The 23,449-nt window shown below is 70.1% G+C and carries 17 protein-coding genes and 2 pseudogenes; 11 read left to right on the forward strand and 8 right to left on the reverse strand.

Annotation, left to right across the window (positions count from 1 at the left end; genetic code table 11):
- Positions 1-73: 73 nt before the first annotated feature.
- On the forward strand, positions 74-808 hold the full coding sequence (locus ON21_RS28535; RefSeq protein WP_039802944.1) for a helix-turn-helix domain-containing protein: 735 nt from the start codon (positions 74-76) through the stop codon (positions 806-808).
- A gap of 87 nt (positions 809-895) precedes the next feature.
- The gene (locus tag ON21_RS28540) at positions 896-1,981 is read left to right on the forward strand and encodes a glycoside hydrolase family 183 protein (protein WP_039802909.1); all 1,086 of its coding nucleotides are present in this window, start codon (positions 896-898) and stop codon (positions 1,979-1,981) included.
- Positions 1,982-2,050: 69 nt separating this feature from the next.
- On the opposite strand, the gene ON21_RS28545 is transcribed toward ON21_RS28540, so the two are convergent.
- Entirely contained in the window at positions 2,051-3,949 is a 1,899-nt protein-coding gene (locus ON21_RS28545) for a VanW family protein (RefSeq protein WP_039802911.1), read from the reverse strand.
- A gap of 313 nt (positions 3,950-4,262) precedes the next feature.
- On the opposite strand from ON21_RS28545, the gene gnd reads away from it, so the two are divergent.
- Entirely contained in the window at positions 4,263-5,291 is a 1,029-nt protein-coding gene (gene gnd / locus ON21_RS28550; protein ID WP_039802946.1) for a phosphogluconate dehydrogenase (NAD(+)-dependent, decarboxylating), read from the forward strand.
- Positions 5,292-5,348: 57 nt separating this feature from the next.
- Here gnd and ON21_RS28555 read toward each other — a convergent pair whose 3' ends face one another.
- Entirely contained in the window at positions 5,349-6,671 is a 1,323-nt protein-coding gene (locus tag ON21_RS28555) for an acetyl-CoA C-acetyltransferase (protein ID WP_039802948.1), read from the reverse strand.
- A 211-nt stretch (positions 6,672-6,882) separates the two neighbouring features.
- Here ON21_RS28555 and ON21_RS28560 point away from each other — a divergent pair, with 211 nt between their 5' ends.
- Complete coding sequence (locus ON21_RS28560; RefSeq protein ID WP_039802913.1) at positions 6,883-8,241, forward strand: 3-oxoacyl-ACP reductase; 1,359 nt, start codon at positions 6,883-6,885, stop codon at positions 8,239-8,241.
- Entirely contained in the window at positions 8,238-9,128 is an 891-nt protein-coding gene (locus ON21_RS28565; protein ID WP_245562772.1) for a MaoC family dehydratase, read from the forward strand. The genes ON21_RS28560 and ON21_RS28565 overlap by 4 nt, the downstream gene beginning before the upstream one ends.
- Positions 9,129-9,230: 102 nt before the next feature.
- On the opposite strand, the gene ON21_RS28570 is transcribed toward ON21_RS28565, so the two are convergent.
- From ON21_RS28570 to ON21_RS28580, 3 genes are all read right to left on the reverse strand, one after another.
- Entirely contained in the window at positions 9,231-10,355 is a 1,125-nt protein-coding gene (locus ON21_RS28570; RefSeq protein WP_245562773.1) for a regulator, read from the reverse strand.
- 206 nt (positions 10,356-10,561) lie between these two features.
- Complete coding sequence (locus ON21_RS28575; protein ID WP_039802917.1) at positions 10,562-11,161, reverse strand: TetR/AcrR family transcriptional regulator; 600 nt, start codon at positions 11,159-11,161, stop codon at positions 10,562-10,564.
- A gap of 99 nt (positions 11,162-11,260) precedes the next feature.
- Positions 11,261-12,421, reverse strand: coding sequence for a glycoside hydrolase family 3 N-terminal domain-containing protein (locus ON21_RS28580; protein WP_039802919.1), 1,161 nt, complete (start codon positions 12,419-12,421; stop codon positions 11,261-11,263).
- A 360-nt stretch (positions 12,422-12,781) separates the two neighbouring features.
- On the opposite strand from ON21_RS28580, the gene ON21_RS28585 reads away from it, so the two are divergent.
- The 5 genes from ON21_RS28585 to ON21_RS28600 all read left to right on the forward strand — a co-directional run bounded on the left by ON21_RS28585 (position 12,782) and on the right by ON21_RS28600 (position 19,846).
- Positions 12,782-13,255: a universal stress protein gene (locus tag ON21_RS28585; RefSeq protein ID WP_039802951.1), complete on the forward strand. Its 474-nt coding sequence runs from the start codon at positions 12,782-12,784 to the stop codon at positions 13,253-13,255.
- A 250-nt stretch (positions 13,256-13,505) separates the two neighbouring features.
- Positions 13,506-14,600, forward strand: a complete 1,095-nt coding sequence (locus ON21_RS28590; RefSeq protein ID WP_039802921.1) for an isochorismate synthase — start codon at positions 13,506-13,508, stop codon at positions 14,598-14,600.
- Between the two features lie 138 nt (positions 14,601-14,738).
- Complete coding sequence (locus ON21_RS37415) at positions 14,739-14,909, forward strand: DUF2613 domain-containing protein (protein ID WP_083880942.1); 171 nt, start codon at positions 14,739-14,741, stop codon at positions 14,907-14,909.
- Positions 14,890-19,248, forward strand: coding sequence for an alpha-(1->3)-arabinofuranosyltransferase (locus ON21_RS28595; RefSeq protein ID WP_083880943.1), 4,359 nt, complete (start codon positions 14,890-14,892; stop codon positions 19,246-19,248). The genes ON21_RS37415 and ON21_RS28595 overlap by 20 nt, the downstream gene beginning before the upstream one ends.
- Before the next feature lie 97 nt (positions 19,249-19,345).
- Complete coding sequence (locus tag ON21_RS28600; protein ID WP_174372217.1) at positions 19,346-19,846, forward strand: DinB family protein; 501 nt, start codon at positions 19,346-19,348, stop codon at positions 19,844-19,846.
- A gap of 16 nt (positions 19,847-19,862) precedes the next feature.
- On the opposite strand, the gene ON21_RS28605 is transcribed toward ON21_RS28600, so the two are convergent.
- Positions 19,863-21,047 carry an acyltransferase family protein gene (locus tag ON21_RS28605; RefSeq protein WP_039802923.1) on the reverse strand — a complete coding sequence of 395 codons (1,185 nt, stop codon included), beginning with the start codon at positions 21,045-21,047 and terminating at the stop codon, positions 19,863-19,865.
- 204 nt (positions 21,048-21,251) lie between these two features.
- Between ON21_RS28605 and pgfA the strand changes: the two genes are divergently transcribed.
- The gene (gene pgfA, locus ON21_RS28610) at positions 21,252-22,412 is read left to right on the forward strand and encodes a cell envelope lipid trafficking protein PgfA (protein WP_039802925.1); all 1,161 of its coding nucleotides are present in this window, start codon (positions 21,252-21,254) and stop codon (positions 22,410-22,412) included.
- 94 nt (positions 22,413-22,506) lie between these two features.
- On the opposite strand, the pseudogene ON21_RS37420 reads toward pgfA, so the two are convergent.
- Positions 22,507-22,697, reverse strand: a pseudogene (locus tag ON21_RS37420) (VOC family protein); the annotation flags it as partial.
- 22 nt (positions 22,698-22,719) lie between these two features.
- Positions 22,720-23,449: pseudogene (locus ON21_RS28620) on the reverse strand (polysaccharide biosynthesis protein); the annotation flags it as partial.

Below are 23,449 nucleotides of genomic sequence, written 5' to 3' on the forward strand. Positions count from 1 at the left end.
TGCTCCCGGGGAGCGACAAGAGCCTCCCGCTTCTCACAGTTCGGCACGAGAATTGTCGGCAGAGGTGCCCGAGGTGACGCGCAACGCAACTGGCATCGGCGCTTATCTGCGCGAACGACGCCTCGCCGCGGGGCTGACGCCCGCCCACCTCGCCGAGCGCGCCTGCCTCACGGAAGCGGTGCTCGAGCAGATCGAGACAGGTGCCGTGGCGCCCGATCACGCACTGTTGGAGCGATTGTTCGACGCGCTCGAGGTGCCGATCTGGTACCGCAAACACATCGTCGTGCTGAGCCTGCCCGATTTCTTCGCGGCCGCCTACGGACCCGGCCCCGATGTGCCGACTCCGGACGACCTGGCCGACCTGCACAGCCTCCCGGACCCGGCCTGCTACCAGCGGATGCCCACCCAGGATCTGGTGGACGTCAACTCCGCGTACGAACGCGCGTTTCCGGGTGCGGTCGCCCGAGGGAACGTGCTGGAGTGGATGTTTCTCGACGCCGCGGCCCGGCGGGTGATGGTGGACTGGCCCGTGGAAGCGCACCTGCTCGTCGACGCCTTCCGCATCCTGTCTCCGCTCGCGCCGCGCGAGCGCGTCGAGGAGATCGCCGAACGCTGCCGCCGCTCCCCCGACTGGGATCGCATGTGGACCACCGAAGTGCGCCCGGCGGATCTCCCTCGCCGCCACTTGCAGGTGCGCGACCCGACGACAAGACGGATCCGATCGATGAGCATGCGGGTCTACAGCCCCGAACTCCCGGAACGCCCGTGGTGGCTCTACCGGCTGGTGACGATCGGCCGAACGCGCTGAGTCCACCCCTCGATGTAGGCGACATCGCCGCGGCGAGCGGGCAGAATGACCCGAGCAGACTGCGTCCCAGAGGAAGGGAATTGCCGGATGACTCGATCGCTGTCCGCACTCGCAGGCGCTGGCGCGCTAGCCGCGGTCCTGGCGCTGGCCGCCGCCACGCCCGCCGGGGCCGACCCGAACAACGTCATTCCGATACCGGCGATCAACGGCATCCACGGCCTGCCGGACCTGCCCGGCCCGGCCAGAGCGGTGTTCCAGGTGACCGGCATGGACAGCCCGAATCGCACCCAGAACGTCAACGTGCTCGGCACCGATCTCGGCATCATGTGGGACGACGGCAACGGCCGCATGATCACCGCCTTCGGCGACAGCGCGGGCATCGGCATCCCGAATCTCCTCGCGGGCAGCATCTGGGCCTGGACCAGCAATGTGCTGTTCCGCAGCTCCGGGCACGATCCGGCCGACGGCATCCGCTTCGACGACGTGGTGCCGAACCCGTTGCCGAGCCCCAAGATTCCCGGCATCGAGATCAGCCTGATTCCCACCGCGGGCATCTCGGTGGGCGGCGTGCAGTACATGAGCTTGATGTCGGTACGCGAATGGGGCGATCACGGGAAGTGGCACACCAACTTCTCCACCCTCGCCGCCTCCGGTGACGGCGGCACCACCTGGGCCCAGCTCACCCACACGCGCCGCGCCAATGTCGACGGCCACGAGAACTTCCAGCAGAACGCGTTCTTGAAGGCCAATGGCTACGTCTACCGCTACGGCACCCCAGCGGGGCGCAACAATCCCGGATTCGTCTCCCGCGCCAAGGAATCCGATATCGCGAATATCGACGCCTACGAATACTGGGACGGCAGGGAGTGGAAGCCCACCGATGCCAAGACGGCGGCTCCGATCGTCGGCGGCGTCGCCGAGCTCTCGGTGATGTGGAACGACTATCTGGGCCAGTACGTCATGCTGACCACGGATCCAGCCAACAGCGTCGTGCTGCGCACGGCACCGGCTCCCGAAGGGCCGTGGAGCGAGCCCCGCGTCCTCATCGACGCCCGCGCCCTGCCCACCGCGTACGCGCCCATGATCTATCCGTACCAAACCGGTCGCGATCTCTACTTCCTGGTCACCCAGCACACCCAGTACAACGTGCTGCTGATGCGAACGCCTCTGTGAGAAAGGCGAATCCGCCCCTCCGGTGTGCGGCGGGGCGGATTCGAAAACCGTGCGCTCGGGTCTATACCCTCACTCGCACTTGACGATCGGGATCGGGTCGTACTTCACCGTGCGGGTCTTGCGGGACACTTCGCGGCCGGTTTTGTGGTCGGTGATGACGCGGGTGTCGGAGATGGTGAAGCCGGGGCCGCCCTCGGAGGCGATGCAGTCCTTGCCCTTGGGCAAGGTGACGGTGGTTGGCTCGGTCGGTTTGGTCTTTTCGCCGGTGATGGATTCGACGTCGACCGTCTTCGTGCCCCACAGACGCACGGTGATCTCGGAGGCGGTCGCGGAGGTTTCGATGTAGATGCCGGTCTGGGTGTTGTTGCGGAACTTCAGGTCGATCACGCCGTCGAAGACGGTGGCCTCGCGGGCGGCGGGGTAGCGGGAGATGTAGTAGCTGTGCTCGGTGTGGCCCGCGTCCTCGAGGCCCGCGAAGTACGCCGCGTTGTAGAGCGTGGTGGCGAACTGGCTGATGCCGCCGCCGACCGCGGTGCTCGGACGGCCGTGGTCGATGATGCCGGACTCGACGTATCCCTCCGCGGTACCGCGCGGGCCGGTGAAGTCGTTGAGCGAGAACGTTTCTCCCGGCTTCACGATCGCGCCGTCGACCTTCTTCGCCACGGTGCGGATATTGATTCCGGAGGGGCCGCTGAAACCGCCGGTGGTGAACGATCCGACGGGTTCGATCACGCCGAGCCCCTGCGCAGCCTCGGTGGTCAGTTTCGGTTCGACCCGCTCGTAGACCACCTGCGCGGTCCGCTCGCCCGGCGCGGTCAGCAACGCGGTGAACTGTTCGAAGGTCTTGGGCCAGTTGATCTTGTCACCGACCACGGCCGGGACGACCGACGCCTTGCCGCCCGCCACCGCGAACGTCGCGTCCTTCGGCTCGACCTCGGTGGTGGCCAGTTGCGGCCCGAGCAGACCGATCGCGGCGTCCTGATTCACCGACGCGGCGAGACCGCCCTGCCCGTCCGGGGCGAAGGCCAGCACGGACGCGATCTGCTCCGGATCGAGCCTGCCCGAGCCGCCTTTGCCAGCGAACGAGATCGGCGCCCGCACCGCGGGCTGGGCGATCTCGCGCAGGGCCTTGTCCACGGCCTCCGGACGCACCTGCAACGGTGCTGGGACGACGGGAAGGTCCACGGTGGCGCCGGTGAACCACCGCTCGGCCAGTTCCGTGCGCGCGGCGGCGACGTCGAGCACCCGTCCAGGAGCCGGCGGCACCGCGACGGGTTGGGCTTTGTCGAAAGTGATGGTGCCCTCGACCGAGGGCCGGTCGTGCACCCGCAGCTCGCTGAGCTGACGATCCAGCGCCGGTTCGTCGATCGCGCTGACGATCGGCACTTCACGGGTGGTGAAGAAGGAGGCGAGCCGGGTGAAGGGGTTGAGCGGCTGGGAGCCGATCCGCGACCAGGTGGCGTCCCAGTCCACGGCGAGCCCGGCGGCGCTCGGCACGACACGGGTCTGCACGTCGCCGATGCGCAGCGGCAGCTCGCGGGCCGCCCGCGGGTCCAGCTCGGCGCGCAGCTCGGCATCGGCGGCCGATTTGTCCATGCCTCCGACATCGACACCGGCCACGACGGTGCCGCGCGCGACCTCCCCCGAGGACATCACCAAGTCCACCACGTAGCCGAGACCGGCGACTGCCAGCACGGCGCCCACCGCGATGCCCACCCGACGCACAACGGCGCTGTCCAGGCGTTTCGGTGGCGGGGTCGAGATCGGGCGACGCGCGGGCGTACGGGGGGGTGGGGGCGGCACGCGCCGCCGCGGCGTAGTTTGCAGGGGCTGGGTGAGCTGTTCGTCGCCGACCCAGGCGACCGACCGGTCCGGTGCCTGGGGGCGCTCCGCCCCGAGCAACTGGCGCAATCCGACTTCGCCACCAGCCTGTGGGCCGCGTCCTCCGGTGCTCGGCTGGCTCGTCACGAACCGTCCTCCCCGTTCGATTGAATTGTGGACCCGCACCGCTGCGCGTCCTCACCAACGATAGTGGTCCTCACCGACAGCGGTCGGCGCAGCTCGGGCATAACGCACATCCCGCGCGAAGAACCGGGTACACCACACAAAGCGGCCCGCGCAGTTGCCGGGTCGGGGGTCAGGCAACTGCGCGGAGCCGATTGGTTTATCGGGCTGTCGCGGGCGGCGTTACACCCGCGAGCCGAACCGTGATCGATCCCACGCGGGAGAATCGAGACGAACCCCCGCCGCAAGACTTCGCTACACGAGGGAGATGGATGGCATGCAGCTCGGAATGATCGGCCTCGGCCGGATGGGCGCGAACATCGTCCGCCGCATCGTCGAGGGCGGACACACCGCCGTCGGATACGAACGTCACTCCTCGAACATCGATGACCTGCGAGCGGAACTTGGGGACGGCTTCCGCGGCACCACCGATCTCACCGAATTCGTCGGCATGCTCGACACGCCGCGCGTGGTGTGGGTGATGATCCCCGCCGGGGCCACGGGGGCGGTGATCGAGCAGGTCGCCGAGCTGCTCGAACCCGGTGACATCGTCATCGACGGCGGCAACAGCCGGTACCACGAGGACCTCGCGCGCGCCGAGCGGTTGCGGCCCAAGGGGATCCACTACGTCGACATCGGCACCTCGGGCGGAGTGTTCGGCCGCACCCGCGGCTTCTGCCTGATGATCGGCGGCGAGTCCGAGCCGGTGAAGCACCTGGACCCGCTCCTGAAATCCATCGCGCCGGGCCTTGGCGCGGCGGAGCGGACGCCGGGGCGCGCAGGCGAGCCGTCCACGGCCGAGATGGGTTACCTGCACTGCGGGCCGGCAGGGGCGGGCCACTTCGTGAAGATGGTGCACAACGGCATCGAGTACGGGGCGATGGCCGCCTACGCCGAAGGGCTGAACGTCCTGCGACGAGCCAACTACGGCGCCGAGCACACGGGTGAGTTCTCCGCGGAGGAGACACCGCTGGAGCATCCCGAGTACTACCAGTACGACCTGGACATCCCCGAGATCACCGAGGTGTGGCGCCGCGGGTCGGTGGTCGCGTCCTGGCTGCTCGACCTGACCGCGGCCGCGCTGCACGCGGACCCGAACCTGGATTCCTACAGCGGCCGGGTGTCCGACTCGGGCGAGGGCCGCTGGACGATCGATGCCGCGATCGACACCGGCGTGCCCGTCCCCGTGCTGGCTTCCGCCTTGTTCGCGCGATTCTCCTCGCGGGGCGAATCGGTGTACGCGGACAAAGTGCTCTCGGCGATGCGCAAAGCCTTCGGCGGGCACCTCGAGCTGCCCGGCGAGTAGCGCGAAGGTGGTCCGACCGGAATCCCGATCGGACCACCGTCGTGAGATGCGACTATGTCAGCGCTCGAGAATCGCGACGACGCCCTGGCCGCCCGCGGCGCAGATGGAGATCAGCGCGCGGCCGGAACCCTTCTCGGCCAGCAGTTTCGCGGTGGAGGCGACGATGCGGCCGCCGGTTGCCGCGAACGGGTGGCCCGCGGCCAGCGACGAACCGTTGACGTTCAGCTTGCCGCGATCGATCGAGCCGAGCGCGCCGTCGAGGCCGAGGCGCTCCTTGCAGTAGGCGTCGGACTCCCACGCGGCCAGGGTGGCCAGCACCACCGAGGCGAACGCCTCGTGGATCTCGTAGTAGTCGAAGTCCTGCAGGGTCAGGCCGTTGCGAGCGAGCAGGCGCGGCACCGCGTAGGTCGGCGCCATCAGCAGGCCGTCGGGGCCGTGGATGTAGTCGACCGCGGCGACCTCGCTGTCCACCAGGTGCGCCAGCACGGGCAGCTTGCGCTCGGCGGCCCACTCCTCGCTGGACAGCAGCACCGCGGAAGCGCCGTCGGTCAGCGGGGTGGAGTTGCCCGCGGTCATGGTCGCGTCGCCCGCTTTGACCCCGAAGACCGGCTTCAGCGTCGCCAGCTTCTCGATCGAGGAGTTCGGCCGCAGGTTGTCGTCGCGGGTCAGGCCGAGGAACGGCGTGATCAGGTCGTCGAAGAAACCGCGGTCGTAGGCGGCGGCCATGTTCTTGTGCGACAGGTAGGCCAGCTCGTCCTGCGCCTCGCGCGGGATGCCGAATTCCTTGGCGGTGATGGCGGCGTGCTCGCCCATGGACAGCCCGGTGCGCGGCTCGGCGTTGCGCGGGATCTCGATGCCGAGCATGCTCGGGCGCAGCTGGCCGACCAGCTTGAGGCGGTCCTTGTTGGTCTTGGCGCGGTTGGCGTCGAGCATCCACTCGCGCATGCCCTCGCTCACGCCGATCGGGGCGTCGGAGGTGGTGTCGGTGCCGCCGCCGACACCGGCTTCGATCCGGCCCGCGGCGATCGCGTCGCCGACGGTGACGATCGCCTGGAGGCCGGTGCCGCAGGCCAGCTGCAGATCGTGCGCCGGGGTGTAGGGGCTGAGTTTGCTGCCTAGCACGCTTTCCCGGATCAGGCCGTGCTCGCCGACCCGCTTGAGCACGGCGCCGCCCGCGACCATGCCCAGGCGCTCGCCCTGCAGGCCGAAACGGCTGACCAGTCCGTCCAGCGCGGCGGTGAACATGTCCTGGTTGGAGGCGTGCGCGTACGCCTTGTCGGAGCGAGCGAACGGAATCCGGTTGCCACCGACGATCGCGACCGGGCGGAAGGTCTTGCCGGTCTTGGCGGCGCTCTTCGCCGAACGGGCTTTGCTAGTCACTCGAGTCTCCAAGGTCTCGTGGATGGGTGTCCCGGCGGCCCGGTGGAGCACGGACATTCCGCGCTGCTCGGCGCCCCGTCGCGGTTGTTTACATTAAACTTACTCTGGAGTAAGTTTAATGTCGACACGTACCCCCGCAAAAGTGCGCACGCAGACCACGCCGGGGCGATACCCCAGACCCGAGAGACAGAACTCAGAAAAGGTAGGAATAGTGGCAGCCAGCAAGAGCAAGGGTGCTCCCAACCTCTACGGATCGTTCGTACACTCCGCGCCTGGCGCGTTCCTGGCCGGCAAACTCGGCCTCCCGAAGCCGGAGAAGCTGCGCCGCTACGTCAAGGGCGAGCCGCCGCTGTCCGGCCCCGTGCTGATCGGCGGTAAGGGCCGGGTCGCCGAGCCGGTGCGCGCCCTGCTGTCGGACTACACCTTCGCCGACGCGCCGAGCCAGGACACCAAGTACGGCGCCCTGGTTTTCGACGCCACCGGCATCGGCACCATCGAGGACCTCTCGCAGCTGTTCGAGTTCTTCCAGCCCGCCATGCGCAGCCTCACCCCGTCGGGGCGCATCGTGGTGATCGGCACCACCCCCGAGCTGGCTTCGAGCGTGGACGAGCAGATCGCGCAGCGCGCGCTGGAGGGCTTCACCCGCTCGGTGGCCAAGGAACTGCTGCGCGGCTCCACCGCTCAGCTGGTCTACCTGCACCCGGAGGCGTCCGCCGCGGCGACCGGCCTGGAGTCGACCCTGCGCTTCCTGCTCTCGGCCAAGTCGGCGTTCGTCGACGGCCAGGTCATCCGCGTCGGCAAGGACGACGCGAGCGCTCCCGCCGACTGGGACCGCCCGCTCGACGGCAAGGTCGCCGTGGTGACCGGCGCGGCCCGCGGCATCGGCGCGACCATCGCCGAGGTGTTCGCCCGTGACGGCGCCCAGGTGATCGTGGCCGACATCCCGGCGGCGGGCGAGGCGCTGTCGCAGACCGCGAACAAGGTGGGCGGCACCGCGCTCGCGCTGGACGTGACCGCGCCCGACGCGGCGGAGAAGCTGGCCGAGTTCGCCACCGAACGTTTCGGCGGCATCGACATCGTCGTGCACAACGCGGGCATCACCAGGGACAAGCTGCTGGCGAACATGGACGAGGGCCGCTGGAACGCGGTCATCAACGTCAACCTGGCCGCGCCGCACCGGATCACCGAGGGCTTGGTGGCCAGGGGCGCGCTGAAGGAGGGCGGCCGCGTGATCGACGTGTCCTCGATCGCGGGCATCGCGGGCAACCGCGGGCAGACCAACTACGGCGCCTCCAAGGCGGGCGTCATCGGCATGGTGAACGCCGAGGCCCCGAAGCTGGCGGAGAAGAACATCACCATCAACGCCGTCGCGCCCGGTTTCATCGAGACCGCGATGACCGCCGCCATCCCGCTGGCCACCCGGGAGGCGGGCCGGCTGATGAGCTCGCTCTTGCAGGGCGGCCAGACCGTCGACGTCGCCGAGACCATCGCCTACTTCGCGAGCCCGGCGTCGAACGCGGTCACCGGCAACGTCGTGCGGGTCTGCGGGCAGAGCCTGATCGGAGCATGATGACCCAGGCTCCGGCAGGCAGGGAGAAGACCCAGGTGCTCACCCTCACCGAGCCGCCGAAGAACAGCCGCCTGTTCGTCAAGGCGGCGCTCGGCGCGGTGCCGCTGCTGTCGGCGCGCAAGCCGACGCTGCCCGACCGCGCCGTGCGGCTCGAGGGGCTGCGCGTCGACCCGGATCACTTGGCCGCCTACTGCCGTGCGACCGGTTTGCGGTTCGGCGACGCGTTGCCGTTGACCTATCCGTTCATCCTCACCTTCCCGCTGGCCATGCAGCTGGTGGTGGCGCGGGACTTCCCGTTCGTCGCGGTGGGCGCGGTGCACGCGCAGAACGTCATCGAGCGCACCCGGGAGATCTCGGTGAGCGAGCCGCTGGACATCCACACGCACATCGAGAACCTGCGCGAGCACCCGAAGGGTCTGCTCGTGGACGCGATCAGCGAGGTGAAGGTGGGACGGGAGCAGGTGTGGCACCAGGTCACCACGTTCCTGCACCAGCAGCGCACCTCGCTGTCGGGCGGGCCGAAGCCCGAGCCGAAGCCGGAGGAGGTTCCGCCGCCGCCGCTGCGCACCCTGCGGGTGGATCAGAAGACGATCACCCGGTACGCGGCCGCGTCCGGTGACCACAATCCGATCCACACTTCGGCGCTGGGCGCCAAGGCGTTCGGGTTCTCACGGTCGATCGCCCACGGCATGTGGTCGGCGGCGACGGTTCTCGGCGCGGTCGAGGGCCGGATTCCGGAGCAGACCACGTACTCGGTCAAGTTCGGCAAGCCGATCCTGCTGCCCTCCACCGTCAACCTGTACGCCGACCAGGCCGAAGGCGGTTGGGATCTCGCGCTGCTGCACCCGAAGAAGGGATACCCGCATCTGACAGCGACCCTGCGCTGAACGATCCGCGAGCCGCATCCCGATTTTCCGAACCGGGATGCGGCTTCGCGCTTTTCAGCGAGACCTGCCGCGCCTGATGCCGACTCGCCGCTCCGGCACAGGTCAGCAGTCGCAACCGCAGTCGCAGCAGTTGCAGTCCCCGCAATCACAGCCGCCGCAATCACCGCAATCGCAATTATTGATCCACGCGTCCTTGCGCTCGCCCGTGCACGGTTGCGTGTGGTCGGCGCAGCACGCGTAACCGGTGCAGTAGCCGCCCAGGATGAGCGCGAGGGATTCTCCGATACCCGGGCGACGGGTCGGCGGACGGTGGCGGGTTCCGCGCGAGTGCGCGCGGACATCGGCACGCGGCGATCCCTCGGCGTCCGCCGACACCGAGCAGGTGTGGGCGGCGAACGCGCCGAGCCCGCCGCCGAGCCGCCGCAGCACGGCGGTCAGCGGGTCGAGCAGCATCCAGCGGACGGTGGGTACCCGGCTCAGTTCGGCCGCCGCTACCGCCGCGCGCAAGCGCGAATCCGATTGCCGCATCAGGTCGTATGCCTCGGACACGCTGGTGCCGGTGGCCGCGAGCGGGTTGAAGCGGTCGCGGGCGGCGTCGTCGTCGTGGTCGGTCACGGCATCGGCCAGATGCGCGATCCTGCCGAACTGCCATCCGGCCGCACGCAGCGCGTCGACATTGTCCGGACGGTCGGCCAGAACGGCTGTGTGCGCGAAGAACTCAGACGCGCACAGCTGCGTGGGTGCGGTCAGGCGGTCGAGCGGGTCGGCCGCCGGCGACATCGCGGAACGCCAATAGGGGGAATCGGCAAGCGATTTCGGCACGAACGCCGGACCGCCCACGGCGGCGAGCTCTTCCAGGCGCACCTGCGCGTCGAGCGCCGCGACGAGCGGTTCGACGTCCAGACCGATCCGCGCCGCGCTCGCGCGAGCCTGCCGGTTCCATCGCGTCGCGGCTTTCGTCAGCGGCCCGCGCGCGAGCGCGGTCACCTCACCGTCGTCCACGTGATCGCGAATCTTGGCCGCCGCCAACAACAGCGACGCGGTGGTGGCGAGCTGAACGCCGGGCGCGTCCGCGGTCACCACCGACGCCCGGCGCATTCCGCGCAGGGGGCAGGGCGCCGCGATGGTGCGCGCCGCCGACCCGGACTGCGCCTCGGTGAGCATGCTCAGCACCAGCGCGTCCTTGTTGGTGGTCGCGCGGGCGAGCTGACCGTGCCCGTCGCGCAAGCCGAGACACGAACCGCACAGATGCGCCTGCCATTCGGCCGCATCGATTCCATACTTCTGAGCGCCGTGCGCACACGGCCTGAGCAACCCGAACACTTCCGCCCCGTTTCTCCCCGGCTCTTCGAACGAGCCGTTCCGCGCTGTGCGAACTCACGCACTTTGGCAGGAGGGCGGCACGGAAGCAACCGGTCCGGGCAAAAGGCGGGCTACTCGGTCTTCTTCCGGCCGGCGAGACCGCGCCACGCCAGATCGTCGAGCAGGTCGACGGCCTCGGCGACCTCGATCCGGCCACTGGCCAGCCGGTCGGCGATGGCCTCGCCCGCGCCGATCACAGCGACCGCGACCACGTCGAAATTCGTCCCCGGCTCGGCGTGCTTGGCGCTGGACTCCAAAAGTTTGGCGGTCAACTCGATGACGCGTTCGCGCGCGTTCTCGATCTCCGAGGCGAACGCCTGCTGGCCGATGGCCTGCCGGTAGAGCACCTGCCAGGAGCGCCGGTTGCGGTCGACGAAGCCGAGGAAGCCCTCCAGCGCGGTGCGCACCTGTTCGTGCGGCGTGAGCAGCGGGTTGCCCGCGGGCGCGACGGACTCGATGAACCGCATTCCCTCCCGCTGGATGCAGGCGCGGAACAGTTCGTCCTTGGAGCCGTAGTACAGATACAGCATCGGCTTGGAGATCTTCGCCTCGGCGGCGATCGCGTCCATCGACGTGTCGTGGAAGCCTTTACGCGAGAAGACCTCCACGGCGGCGTCGAGCATCTGCTGCTCGCGTACCGCCCGCGGAAGCCGCTTCGTACCGCCCGCCATCCACACTCCTACCACAGGTGAATCTCATATATTACTCCAAGGTAAGTTCCGGCGGTCCGATTTGCTCACCAGTCGCCCGACCCGACCGTGCGGCGCGCGTCAGCAGCGCGGCAACGCACCCTTGTACGCGGCCAACCGCAACGCCGACGCATCCACCTGGGCCATCGGCAGTCGCCCGCTCGACACCGCCTGCTCCAGCCGGTCCAGCACCTGGGACACCGCGTCGGTGGTGATCCACAAGGCGCTGTCCGCGCCGGCGACCAGGGCGGCCTCGACCGCGTCCGCGATCGACATCCGGCTGGTGATCGCCGCCATGCCGCCGAGATCGTCGGTGAAGATCGGTCCTTGGAACGGCGCGGCCCCGTAGCCGGTGCCCTCGCGCAGCAACCGCATCGCTTCCGGGCTGATGCTGGCCGGGACGTTGGGGGTGGTCAGTCCGGGCACGTCGAGGTGACCGACCATCACCGCAGCGCCCGAGCCGATCAGGTTGCGGAACGGGACCAGGTCGGTGTTCTGCATCTGGTCCAGTGGCGGAGTGCGCACCGCGCCGGTGTGCGAGTCGCCCGACCCGGATCCGTGACCGGGGAAGTGCTTCATCACCGTGCCGACGCCGACCTCGCGCATGGCGCGGATATAGGCGTCGGCGTAGCGGGTGACCACCTCCGGATCGTCGGAGAAGGAGCGGTCGCCGATGACGGAGTCGTCCGGCTGGGAGCTGACGTCGACGTCGGGGGCGAAGTCCACCGTCACGCCGAGATTCTTCAGCGCGCGGCCTCTGGTCAGCGTCGCGTTGTAGAACTCGTCGGGGCTCATGGTCTGCGCCGTCTCCCGGGCCGATGGCGCGGCGCCGATCAGGTCGCGCACCCGCGAGACCCGGCCGCCCTCCTCATCGATGGTCACCATCAGCGGCACCTTGGCAGCCTGTTTCACCTGTTCGATCTGTCCGGAGGCGAGCAGCGCCTGGTCGGTCCAGCCGCCGACGAAGATCCCGCCGATCTGCTCGTTGCGCACCACGTTCGTGGCGTCGGCCGCGCCGGTGACCCCGACCGTCAGCAACTGGGCGAGCTTCTGGCGAGTGGTGAACTGCGCCAGGTACCCCGCGTTGCAGTCCGGCGGCGCCGAGCTGGTGACGGGGACCACGGCGGTGGTCGCCTCCGTCGTGGTTGTGCTCGACGAGGCCGACTCGGTGGAGCCGCCGTTCGAGCAGGCGGTCGCGACGGCGGCGAGTACGGCGAGGACGAGCAGCGGCGTCTTTCGCATAGAGGTCAACCGTACTCGCCGCGAGGTGCGCGACCGCAGTCGCTACTTCCCTACCGAGCGGGTAACTCGCGCACCGGTATCGAATCGTTGTCTCGAGCGGGGACGCTTCGGAGCGACGTGGCATCGACTTGTCGGCGTCGTCTTTCGTCCGCCGATCGCACTGCTGCCCGGAAGATGTCACGCGGACCGTGGTTGGTGGCCTCCGCCGACGGATCCGCGCGCCGCCACACTGCACGGCTGGGCGGCGACGTGTGTCGATGCGTCTATACGCCCAGGTCATCCCGAGGAACAAGCCGATTCTCGCGGCCCTGCGCGGGGTAATCTCGAGGTGTCGCCGTGCGTCCTTTTCAGGAGGTCATCGTGCCCTGCGATCTGGTCCTCATCGCCTACGACGGCTCCGAGAACGCCAAGCGCGCCGTCGAATACGCCGGTCGATTCCTCAGCGCCGACCGGGCCGTCGTGCTCACCGCCTGGGAGCCCATGGTGCGGCAGGCCGCGCGCCTGTCCGGGCTGTCGGGTGTCATGCAACCGGAATGGGTGCCGGACGACGAGATCGAGGACATCGCCTACGTCGACGCGCGCGCCGTCAACGCCGAGGGCGTGCGGCTGGCCGAACTGGTCGGCCTCAACGCCGAGGCGCGCACCGCCGAATGCACGACCACCATCTGGAACGCCATCGTCGACTGCGCCGACGAGCTGGACGTCGACATCATCGTGGCGGGCACCCGTGGCGCGACCGGCATCCGCGCGCTCCTGCACAGCAGCGTCGCCGACGCTGTCCTCAAGCATTGCCACCGCCCCGTGCTGCTCGTCCCGCCCGGCAAGAACTCGTGACCGCGCTCGCGTGAATTCTGGATCGCTGCACCGCTGTGCGGCGGGGCCAGGCGTACCTCCGCCTTCGCTGCGGCCATGCGCCGGCTGAAGACGGACTACGCCCGACCGCACGATCAGGCGTACCTCCGCCTTCGCTGCGGCCATGCGCCGGCTGAAGACGGACTACGCCCGACCGCACGATCAGGCGTACCTCCGCCTTCGCTGCGGCCATGCGCGGGCTTACGCCCGACGGCACCATTAGGTTGGGGTCATGGATGGGTTCCTGCTTGCTCGGGCCGACGGGGTTGTGCGGAGTCACGGGAGCCGTGTCTTCTTCGATGACGCGCGACGAGCGGGAGCAGCGCTGCGGGAGGGGCGCGCACGGCTGGTGGTCGGCGCGCTGCCCTTCGATCCACGCCGCCCCGCCGCGCTGAGCGTGCCGGAGCACGCCGTGCACACCGCGGGCCCGTGGCGGCCCGCCGCGCTACCCGACCTGCCGCCGGTGCGCGTGGTGACCGAGCTACCGAGCCCGGCGGAGCACGTGGCGCGGGTGACGAAACTGGTCGAGCAGCTCAACGATCCCGCGCAACCGCTGCGCAAGGTGGTCGCTGCGCGTTCGGTGCTGGCCGAGGCGCGATCAGCGCTCGACCCGGAGGTCGTCGCCGCGCACCTGCTCACCCGGCATCCGCACGCGAATGTCTTCGCGGTCGACCTCACCCCCGCCGGACGCCCCGGCGCCACGCTGGTGGGCGCGACGCCGGAAGTGCTGATCGCCCGGCAGGGCGACACGGTGACCCTGCGCCCGCTGGCGGGCACCGCGCCACGGCGGGCGGATCAGGAAGCCGACGCCGCGGCGGCCAGGGAACTGCTGGCCAGTACCAAGAATCGCGACGAGCACGCCTTCGTGATCGACTGGATCCGGGAGCGGCTCGGACCGGTGTGCGCCGAGCTGTCGATTCCGGAGGGTCCGGAACTGATGAGCACCCAGGAGGTGTGGCATCTGGCGACGCCCATCACCGGGCGCCTGCGCGACAGCACGATCACCGCACTCGACCTGGCGCTGCTGTTGCATCCCACGCCCGCGGTCTGCGGCACCCCCACCGAGCCGGCCCTGGACGCCATCGCGCGCATCGAGGACGACCGCGGCTTCTACGGCGGCGCGGTCGGCTGGTGCGACGCCGACGGTGACGGCGCCTGGGTGGTCGCGATCCGCTGCGCGGAAATCTCCGCCGACGGTCGCACCGTGCGGGCGTACGCGGGCGGCGGCATCGTCGCGGCCTCCGACCCGCAGGCGGAACTCGACGAGACCACCGCGAAACTGCGCACCCTGCTCGGCGCGCTGCACTGCGCTCTCCCCGCACACTGACGCGGCCGCTCTCGGGCGGTCCGTCGAGCGCCCGAGGAGTCCTCCCGCGGAGATTCGGCGGCCTGAACGCATACAAATACCGGACGCCCTGCTAGGTTGGCCGGGAACGTGCCTGCATCGACGTATTGGAGTACCGCGATGAAGTTTGCTGTCCCGGGTGTTGCGAGTGCTGTCGCGGGCGCCGTGCTGGGCGTGCTCAGCGTCTTCCTCATCACCATGGCGGTCCAGCAGAACTCGCGGCCGGAGATCGACCGCAGCGGCGACAAGGACTCCTCGCTGCTGAACAACGTTGAGTACGGCAGCCGCTGACCCGCTGACCTCCGCTTCACCCGCCGACTCGCTCGGATCGTCCGGGGCGCCGGGGCAGCACAGCACCGCGCCGCTGGGCAGACGCTGGTTCGCCGCGACCGTTGTCGTGGCGTTCCTGCTGACCTTCGTGCAGGCGCCCGGACTCACGGTCGCCGACACGAAATACGACCTGGCGCAGAATCCGCTCGGCTTCCTGGAACGCGCGAGCCATCTGTGGAGCAGCCAGGCGCCGATGGGCCAGGTGCAGAACCAGGCCTACGGCTATTTCTTCCCGCACGGCGCGTTCTTCTCGCTCGGCCATCTGCTGGGCGTACCCGCCTGGGTGACGCAGCGGATCTGGTGGGCGCTGCTGCTGCTCGCCGGGTTCTGGGGGATCGTGCGCCTGTGCGAGGCGCTTGGCATCGGCACGCGCGGGTCTCGCGTCGTCGCCGCCCTCGCCTTCGCGTTGTCGCCGCGTGTACTGACCACCATCGGGTCGATCTCCTCCGAGACGCTGCCGATGATGCTGGCGCCGTGGGTACTGCTCGCGCCTGCCGCGCTCGGCGTCGCCGGGCGCGAACGGCGGCGGGGCGGGGCGGAGTCGCCCGCGGGCAGCGCGCTGGCGCTGGCGCTGATGGGCTCGGTCAACGCGGTCGCCACGGTGGCCGCTTTCCTGCCCGCTTTCCTGTGGTGGGCGGCTGCCTCGCCGGTACGCGGCCGGAAATCGACCGCGCACGACGGTGGACGTTCCTATCGGCTCGACCGGCGCTGGTGGGGTTTCACCGCCGCCTGGGTTCCGCTGCTGGTGCTGGCCACGTTCTGGTGGGTGGTGCCGTTGCTGCTGCTGGGCAAGGTGAGTCCGCCGTTCCTGGACTACATCGAGTCCTCCGGCGTGACCACGCAGTGGGCTTCGCTCGGCGAGGTGTTGCGCGGCACCGACAGCTGGACGCCGTTCGTCTCGCCGGAACGCATCGCGGGCGCGGTGCTGGTCACCCAGCCCGCGGCGGTGCTGGCGACCGGGCTGGTCGCGGCGGCGGGCATGGCGGGCCTGGCCCTGCGGTCCATGCCGTACCGGGGCAGGCTCGTCCTGATCCTGTGCGTCGGACTGGTCGGCATCTGCGCCGGGTTCGTCGGTGAACTGAGCGGACCGTTCGCGGACTCGGTGCGGGTCTTCCTGGACTCCGGCGGCGCCCCGCTGCGCAACGTGCACAAGCTGGAGCCGCTGATCCGCATCCCGCTGGTGCTGGGGCTGGCGCAGCTGCTCGCCCGGGTCCCGCTGCCCGCCTCGGTACCGCTGAAGGCCTGGCGCAGCGCGTTCGCGCATCCGGAGCGGGACCGCGCGGTCGCGATCGCGGCGCTGATCCTCACCGCACTGGCCCTGTCCACCTCGCTGGCCTGGACCGGCAAACTCGCGCCGCGCGGCGCCTACGACCGGGTGCCCGAGTACTGGCAGCAGACCGCGGACTGGCTCGAACACAACGCCGCCGACACGCGCGCCTTGGTGGTGCCCGGCGCGCCCTTCGGCAGCCAGGTCTGGGGGCTCACGCGCGACGAACCGCTGCAAGCGCTGGCCCGAACGCCGTGGGCGATCCGCGACGCGGTGCCGCTGAACCCGCCCGGCACCATCCGCGCGATGGATTCGGTGCAGCGGCTCATCGCCGACGGCAGGCCATCGGCGGGACTGGCCGCGACGCTGAGCGCCCAGGGCATCGGCGTCGTCGTCCTGCGCAACGACCTCGATCCGGAGACCTCCCGCTCGACCCGTCCGATGCTGGCCCACCAGGCGCTCGACGCGTCGCCCGGACTGCACAAGGTGGCCGAGTTCGGCAACCCCATCGAATCGGTGGTGATCGCCGACGACCTGGTGGCCGATGGTGACCTGCGCCCGCCGTATCGGGCGATCGAGATCTACCGGGTGGACACGCCGGGGCGCGGAACACCCGCCGAGGTGCGCGGCGGCACCGGCGCGCCGGAGGCGTTCCCCGGCGCGTACACCGTCCCGCTCGGAGCTGTTCCGGTCGTCCAAGGCGGGCCCGAAGTGCTCGAGCGGATGCGCCGCGATCCCGACGCCGCCGGGACGCCCGCCGTGCTCGCCGCCGACGCGGCGCGGGCCGGGTTGCCGATGGGCCGGGTGACCGTCACGGACACGCCGATGGATCGCGAAGCCGATTTCGGCCGAGTGGACAATCACAACTCCGCGTTGCGCGCCCCCGACGACGCCCGCCGCACGTACAACCTGGTCCCCGACTACCCGGTGCCCGGCGCCGAACTGGTGCGCGGCGAGTGGTCGGGCGCCACCGTCACCGCGTCGAGTTCGGCCGCCGACGCCACCCAGCTCGGCGGCGCGGCGCCGGGAAGTTCCACCGCGGCCGTCGTCGACGGTGATCCGTCCACCGCGTGGATCAGCAACGGCACCGAACACGCCCTCGGCCAATGGCTCCGGCTCGATCTCGATCATCCGATCAAGGCCGGGCAACTGAACCTCACCACCAGCGCGGCCGCCATCGGCGACCCCATCAAATGGCTCGAGGTGCGCACCGCGAACGGCACCGTCTCGGTGCGGGTGCCCGAACCTGGTGCGCCGCTTTCGGTTTCGCTTCCCGCAGGCCGCACCGAGTGGCTGACGATCACCGCCATTCGCACCGAGAACGGCTCCTCGGGAGGGCAGTTCGGCATCAGCGAACTCACGCTCGACGATTACTCGACGCGCGACGCGCCCGTCCGCGTCGACATCCGCCATCGCACCGTGGTGCCGTCGGCGCCCGCGGGCGCACCTGTGCGGGGATGGGACCTCGGTCAGGAATTCCCTGGCCGCAGTGCCTGTTTCGACGCGCCCGATCGGGTGCGTTGCAGTAAAGGCCTCGCCTTGGCCCCGGAGGAACCGGGAGCGTTTCAGCGCACGCTGACCGTCCCGGAACCGATGACGGTCGCCCCGGAACTGACCGTCCGCACCAGGCAGGGTCCGGCATTGGAGGCGCTGCTCACCGATCATGCACGGCCGGTGGCCCGGGGCAAGGCCGACGTCGGCGACCTGCGCGGAGCCGCGTTCGCCGCGACCGACGGCGATCCCCGCACCAGCTGGACCGCGCCGGAGGACTCGGTCCGCGAACCGACCGCGGGCAGGCCGACGCTCACCCTCGAGCTGCCCGAACCCACGCTGGTGACCGGTCTCGAGCTGACTCCCTCGCTCGGCGGTCTGCCCGCCGCGCCTACTTCGGTGACGGTGAATCTCGGTGACGGCCCGCAGGTGCGCGAGCTGGACGACGACGGGCCGGGCACGCCGACGCGGATCGCCCTGCACCCCGCCGTGACCGATCGCATCGAGCTGAGCATGCGAACCTGGCGGCCGGTGCTGGACCGGACCGCCCTCGGTTTCGTGCAGACCCAGCCGCCCGGACTGGCGGAGGTGACGGTCCTCGGGCCGGACTACCCGGCGGCCGCAGCGCTGGACCGCGAGATCACCGTCCCGTGCGCGCTGGGACCGACGATCGACGCGGGCGGGCGGACACTGCGCACCACGGTCACCGCCACTGTCGGCGAATTGCGCTCCGGCGCACCGGTTCCCGCTCGGGTGTGTACCGACGAGACGGACACGTCGAACGAACTCGCGCTGCCGCGGGGCCGGGCCGACGTGGCGGTCGGCCCGACCGACCTGTTCTTCGTGGATCGACTGCGCTTGAACCGCACCGACGCGCAGACCTCCGCCGCTCCGGAGACGGGCGACCGCCTGCTCGTACTGCCGCTGAGCATCAATGTCGGATGGCGCGCGACCAGTGCGGACGGCCGCGTCCTCGAACCCGTGGTGGTCGACGGCTGGCAGCAAGCGTGGCTGCTGCCCGCCGATGCCACCGGCCCGGTGACGATCGCCTTCCCGGTCGACCGGTGGTATCGCCTCGCCATCTTCGGCGGACTGCTGCTGCTCCTGCCGCTGGTGATCCTGGCCGTTCCCCGTCGCGCGCGGGCGGAGACCGCCGACCATTCGAGCGCCGATGCGCCCGGCACCTGGGGCCGCCGCTGGATGGGTGCGGTGGGGCTCACCGCCGCCGCCACCGTGATCGCGGGTCCGGTGGGCGGTTTCGGCACTGTGATCGTTCTGGCCGCAACGCGATTCACCCGGTACGTCACCCCGCGCGTGCTCGTCGTCGTGGCGGGCGTCGGCACCACGCTGTCGGCCGCCGCGCTGTCCACCGGCCCTTGGCGCTCGCCCGACGCCTATATGGGCGGTTCCGTGCTGGTGCAACTACCCGCGGTGCTCGCAATCATCGCGGTCGGCGTCGCGGCGCTGCCCCCGTCGAAACACGCCGATCGGCCCGGTGCGATCCCGCCGGACGAACCCGATCCGTCGGCCGGAGAGCACTGACCGCGCGACGACCGACGATGCACGCGCAGCGGCGCCGCCGGACAAGACCCGCATTCGCCGTGCGCCGCAACGGCACCCGTTGCTAACGTGACCACGCGTGAACACCTGTGCCGAATGCGGTTTCGTCTACGACTTGGCTTCGGCGGCCGATGTGCCGTCGCTGGCGCGGGAGCACGCCGTGGAATACGCCGACCTGCTCGGCGCCGACAGCGTCAAGTTGCGCGAACGCGGCAAGCCCGATGTGTGGTCGCCGCTGGAGTACGCCTGCCACGTCCGGGATGTGCTGCTGGCACAGCGCGAACGCGTGCTGGCCGCTCGTCGTTCGGACAACCCGGCCGCTACGGCGATGGGCCGGGACGAGCGAGTCGAGCACGACGGTTACGCCGAGCAGAACCCCGCCGACGTGGCCCGCCAGATCCGGGACGCCGCCCTGCTGTTCGCCAACGTGCTCGAGCGGCTCGGAGACGACGACTGGGAGCGCACCCTCGGCTTCCCCTACCCGGAGCCCGCGGATCGTTCCCTGCGCTGGCTGGCGGTGCACACCCTGCACGAGCTGCGCCACCACCTGCTCGACATGCACCGGCAGCTCGACGGCTGACCTCGCGAGCCGCCGGTCAGGGCGCCGGCTCGGGTTCCGGGGTCCGCCGCACCCGGTCCCGGCGGCGCGCCCAGCGCCGCACCGGCTCCTCCACCAGCGCGTAGCTGGCGGCGGCGACCGGAAGGGTGATGGCGACCGTGAGAACCAGGACGTAACCGAAGTCCCCCTGGAAGGGCAGGATGCCGAACACCGGGAACACGATCGACAGCACCGCCAGGTGCCAGATGAAGATGCCGTAGGACCAGCGTCCGAGCGTCGCGGCCACCGGCGACTCCAGCCAGCGGTGCCCGCGCGCCGCCGGGTCCCGCAGCACCAGCGGCGCGAGCAGCGTGAACCCGATGATCGCGCCCAGCCCCATCTTCACCGCGTACTGCCAGGGTTCGGCCCGGGTCAGCCCGGCGGGACCGGCCAGATCGGTCGCCGCGAGCAGGAAGGCCGCCGCCGCGACAGTCCACATCAGTGGTTGATTCGCCCCCACTTTCCACCACCGTGATAGCCGAACGCTATGTTCGGCGAGCTCCGCGAGGAGCATCCCCGCGGCGAACCACGGCAGATAGCCCGGCAGCCAGTTGTCCGCGTGGATCGCGTCGGGCGTCGGCACCGGAATGAAGTTCCAGCCGAGACTGACCAGTGCGAGAGCGACCAGCACCGGCGCCCGCCGCCGCGCCGCCGCGCCGCGCAGGCGCACCAGCGCGAACGCCAGTAACGGCAGCACCAGATAGAAGGCCACCTCCACCGAGAGGCTCCACATCTGCGTGAGACCGTCGGTGAGCGTCAACGGCACGAACACCTGCAACAGCGCCAGGTTCGACACCCATACCCGCAAGCCCGCGGTCCCTGCGGCGCTGGGCAGCAGGATCAGGACCGCGCACACCACCACCCAGTACGCGGGCAGGATGCGAGCGGCACGATGCCGCAGGTAGTAGCCGACGGGCGGGGCGCTGTCGAGCCCGCGCGCCGCCGCCGCGTGCGGGCGCCAGAGCAGGAAACCGGACAGTGCGAAGAACACCGCCACCGCCATGTCGAACCGGCCCCACACCCGTCCGATCACCGGCGTCCCCGCGGCGCCGGTCTGGAAGGCGACGTGGGTCAGCAGCACGCCGAGCGCGGCCATGCCGCGCATGCCTTCCAAGGCGGGCACGAACGCACGGGGGCGCACCCGTTCGGTCGCGGGCGCGGCGGTAGGCAGTGTCGCGGTCATCGGCCTCCAGTCTGCCTCGGCGAATCCATAGTTGATAACCCGACGTTTCAGATTTCGCGCTAGACTCGGGCGATTTCTGGGCCGTTTCCGGCCTCGACGCCGCATAGTACGACATCGGACTGTTAGTGTCGGGGCTCACGAGTGCCGCGGCATGCCCGCAGTGCTCGCCGGAGCGACCTGTGTTCTACGACGAGGAGAGTTTGCATGGCACTGAGTGCCGGTACCAGAAGGACGGTGGCCTGCCTGCTCGTGGGTCTCGGCGCGTTGCTGATCGTCGCCGCAATCATGATCCCGACCTACACCGTCGACAAGCTGGCGAAAACTCCCCTCGATTTGGAGATCACCACCATCGCGACGAACCAGCAGGGTGAGGACAGCCTGGTTCTCGACTCCAAGTCGCTGACCGCTCCGGAAGGCTCGGCGAAGGTCGACACCAACGTCCCGCTGGTCTCGCAGCGCTTCCTCACCGTCGAGGAGCCTGCCGACGCCGAGAAGATGACCGTGCAGGCGGGCCAGACGCTGCGGCGCATCGACAAGCAGGGCGACACCGGCCTGCTCACCGCGACCGTCGACCGGGTGACCATCGACCGGGTGACCGGCGAGCCCGTCGGCACCGAGCCCAACGGCTCGATCGCGGTGACCGCGAACCTCGAGGGCAAGAGCATCGCCGAGCCGGTGCAGCACACCGGTTTGCAGTACCGATTCCCGATCGGCACCGAGAAGAAGACCTACCCGTACTTCGATCTCAACGTCCGCAAGACCTTCGACGCGAACTTCATCGAAGAGACCGAGATCAACAACACGAAGGTCTACCACTTCCAGATGTCGGTGCCCGCCACCAGCCTGTGGGACGTCGTGCAGGCGCCGACCAACCGGCTCAGCCTGCCCGCCGCCAAGTGGGGCGTGGAGGGCGGCGACGCCCCGGTGACCATGACCCGGTACTACACCAACACCCGTGACCTGTGGGTGGAGCCGCAGACCGGCACGGTCGTCAAGGGCGGCGAGGCACTGCACCTCTACTACTCGCGCACCGCGGACAAGCCCGAGGTCACCGCGCTGAAGTCGCACCTGGTGTTCGACGAGAACACGATCGAGTCGCAGCTCTCGGTGGCCAAGGAGAACATCGACAAGCTCTCGCTGTACGGCCGGATCCTGCCGATCATCCTGGGCGTCCTCGGCGTGATCGCGCTGATCGTCGGTGTGGTTCTCGGCATTCGCGGCGGCTCGGCTCCGACGCCGGCGCGGGCGGGCGGCGCCCCGTTCCAGCGTCCGGGCGGCTCGGCTCCGACCAGCCCCGCGCCGCGTGTCAACCGCGGCGCCGACGACGCGCCGACCGAACAGATTCGGATCGACAAACAGCCATAACCGGCTGAACAATCCAGAATTCGGCTCCCCCGCCTTCCGGCTGGGGAGCCGAATTCGTTCAGGAGTCCTGCTCTGCGGCGGGAGCCAGCGGATAGTCGTCGCACATCAGGGAGATCTCGTGGCGCGGCTGCTCCTCGGTGGGATGAACGCCCAGTTCGCTCGGCCCGGTCGCGAACAACAGCCAGCCGTCGTGGGCGTCGACGTTTGGCGCAGGACATCGCGGAAGAACGCGCGGGCCGCGTCGGGATCGTCCGCGTAGACCAGGGTGTGCACCGCGGTGATCATGGACCGATCGTAGGCGGCGCGGTCAGCCGACCGGGCGCAGCGGTTCGGGGCGCGCCGTGTGGTCGGCCGCGCGCAGGACCATGACGGCGACCACGACCGTGGTGGTGGCCGCGACCGACACCGCCGTGGTGATCAGGGCCGGAACCGAGCGGGCCAGTGTCAGCATCAGGGTGACCTCGACGACCAGGCCCAGCCAGGTGACCAGTGCGAGGGAAGTGCGATCCACGGCGATCGCCGAGAGGACCGCGCCTTGCAGCACGGCCAGCAGCGCGCCGTGCAGCGCGAAGATCCACAGCAGGCCCTGAATCGGGGCGTAGTCCTCGCCCGCCAGCAGCGGCGCGAGCGGCGCGGCCAGTGCTGCCCCGAGCACGGCGACGAGGCCGATGCCGCTGAGCACCGCCAGCGCCGCCCGGATCGCGCTCGCCGAGTGCGTCGGCTGCGCCATCCGCGGATAGAGCACCACACCGACCGCCTGCGGCAGCCAGAAGGCGATCTTCGTGGCGATGGTGCCGAGTGCGTAGCGGCTGGCGTCCACGTCGTCGAGCACGATCCGGACCACGATCAGGTCCGCCGACGAGAGCGCCATCATCGCCGCCTGCACTTGAGCGGCCCGCAGGACCGGCAGCACGCCCGGGGCGGCCGCGCGCGGCTCGCTTCCGGCGCGCGCGGGCGCACCGGCGACGATCCTGGCCAGCAGCGCCGCCGTCGCGATGCCGCAGGCGGCCGCGGCCAGCGCGAGCGTCGCGCCGCCG

Source organism: Nocardia araoensis NBRC 100135 (assembly GCF_000308435.1).
In the GTDB taxonomy this organism is placed as follows: domain Bacteria; phylum Actinomycetota; class Actinomycetes; order Mycobacteriales; family Mycobacteriaceae; genus Nocardia; species Nocardia araoensis.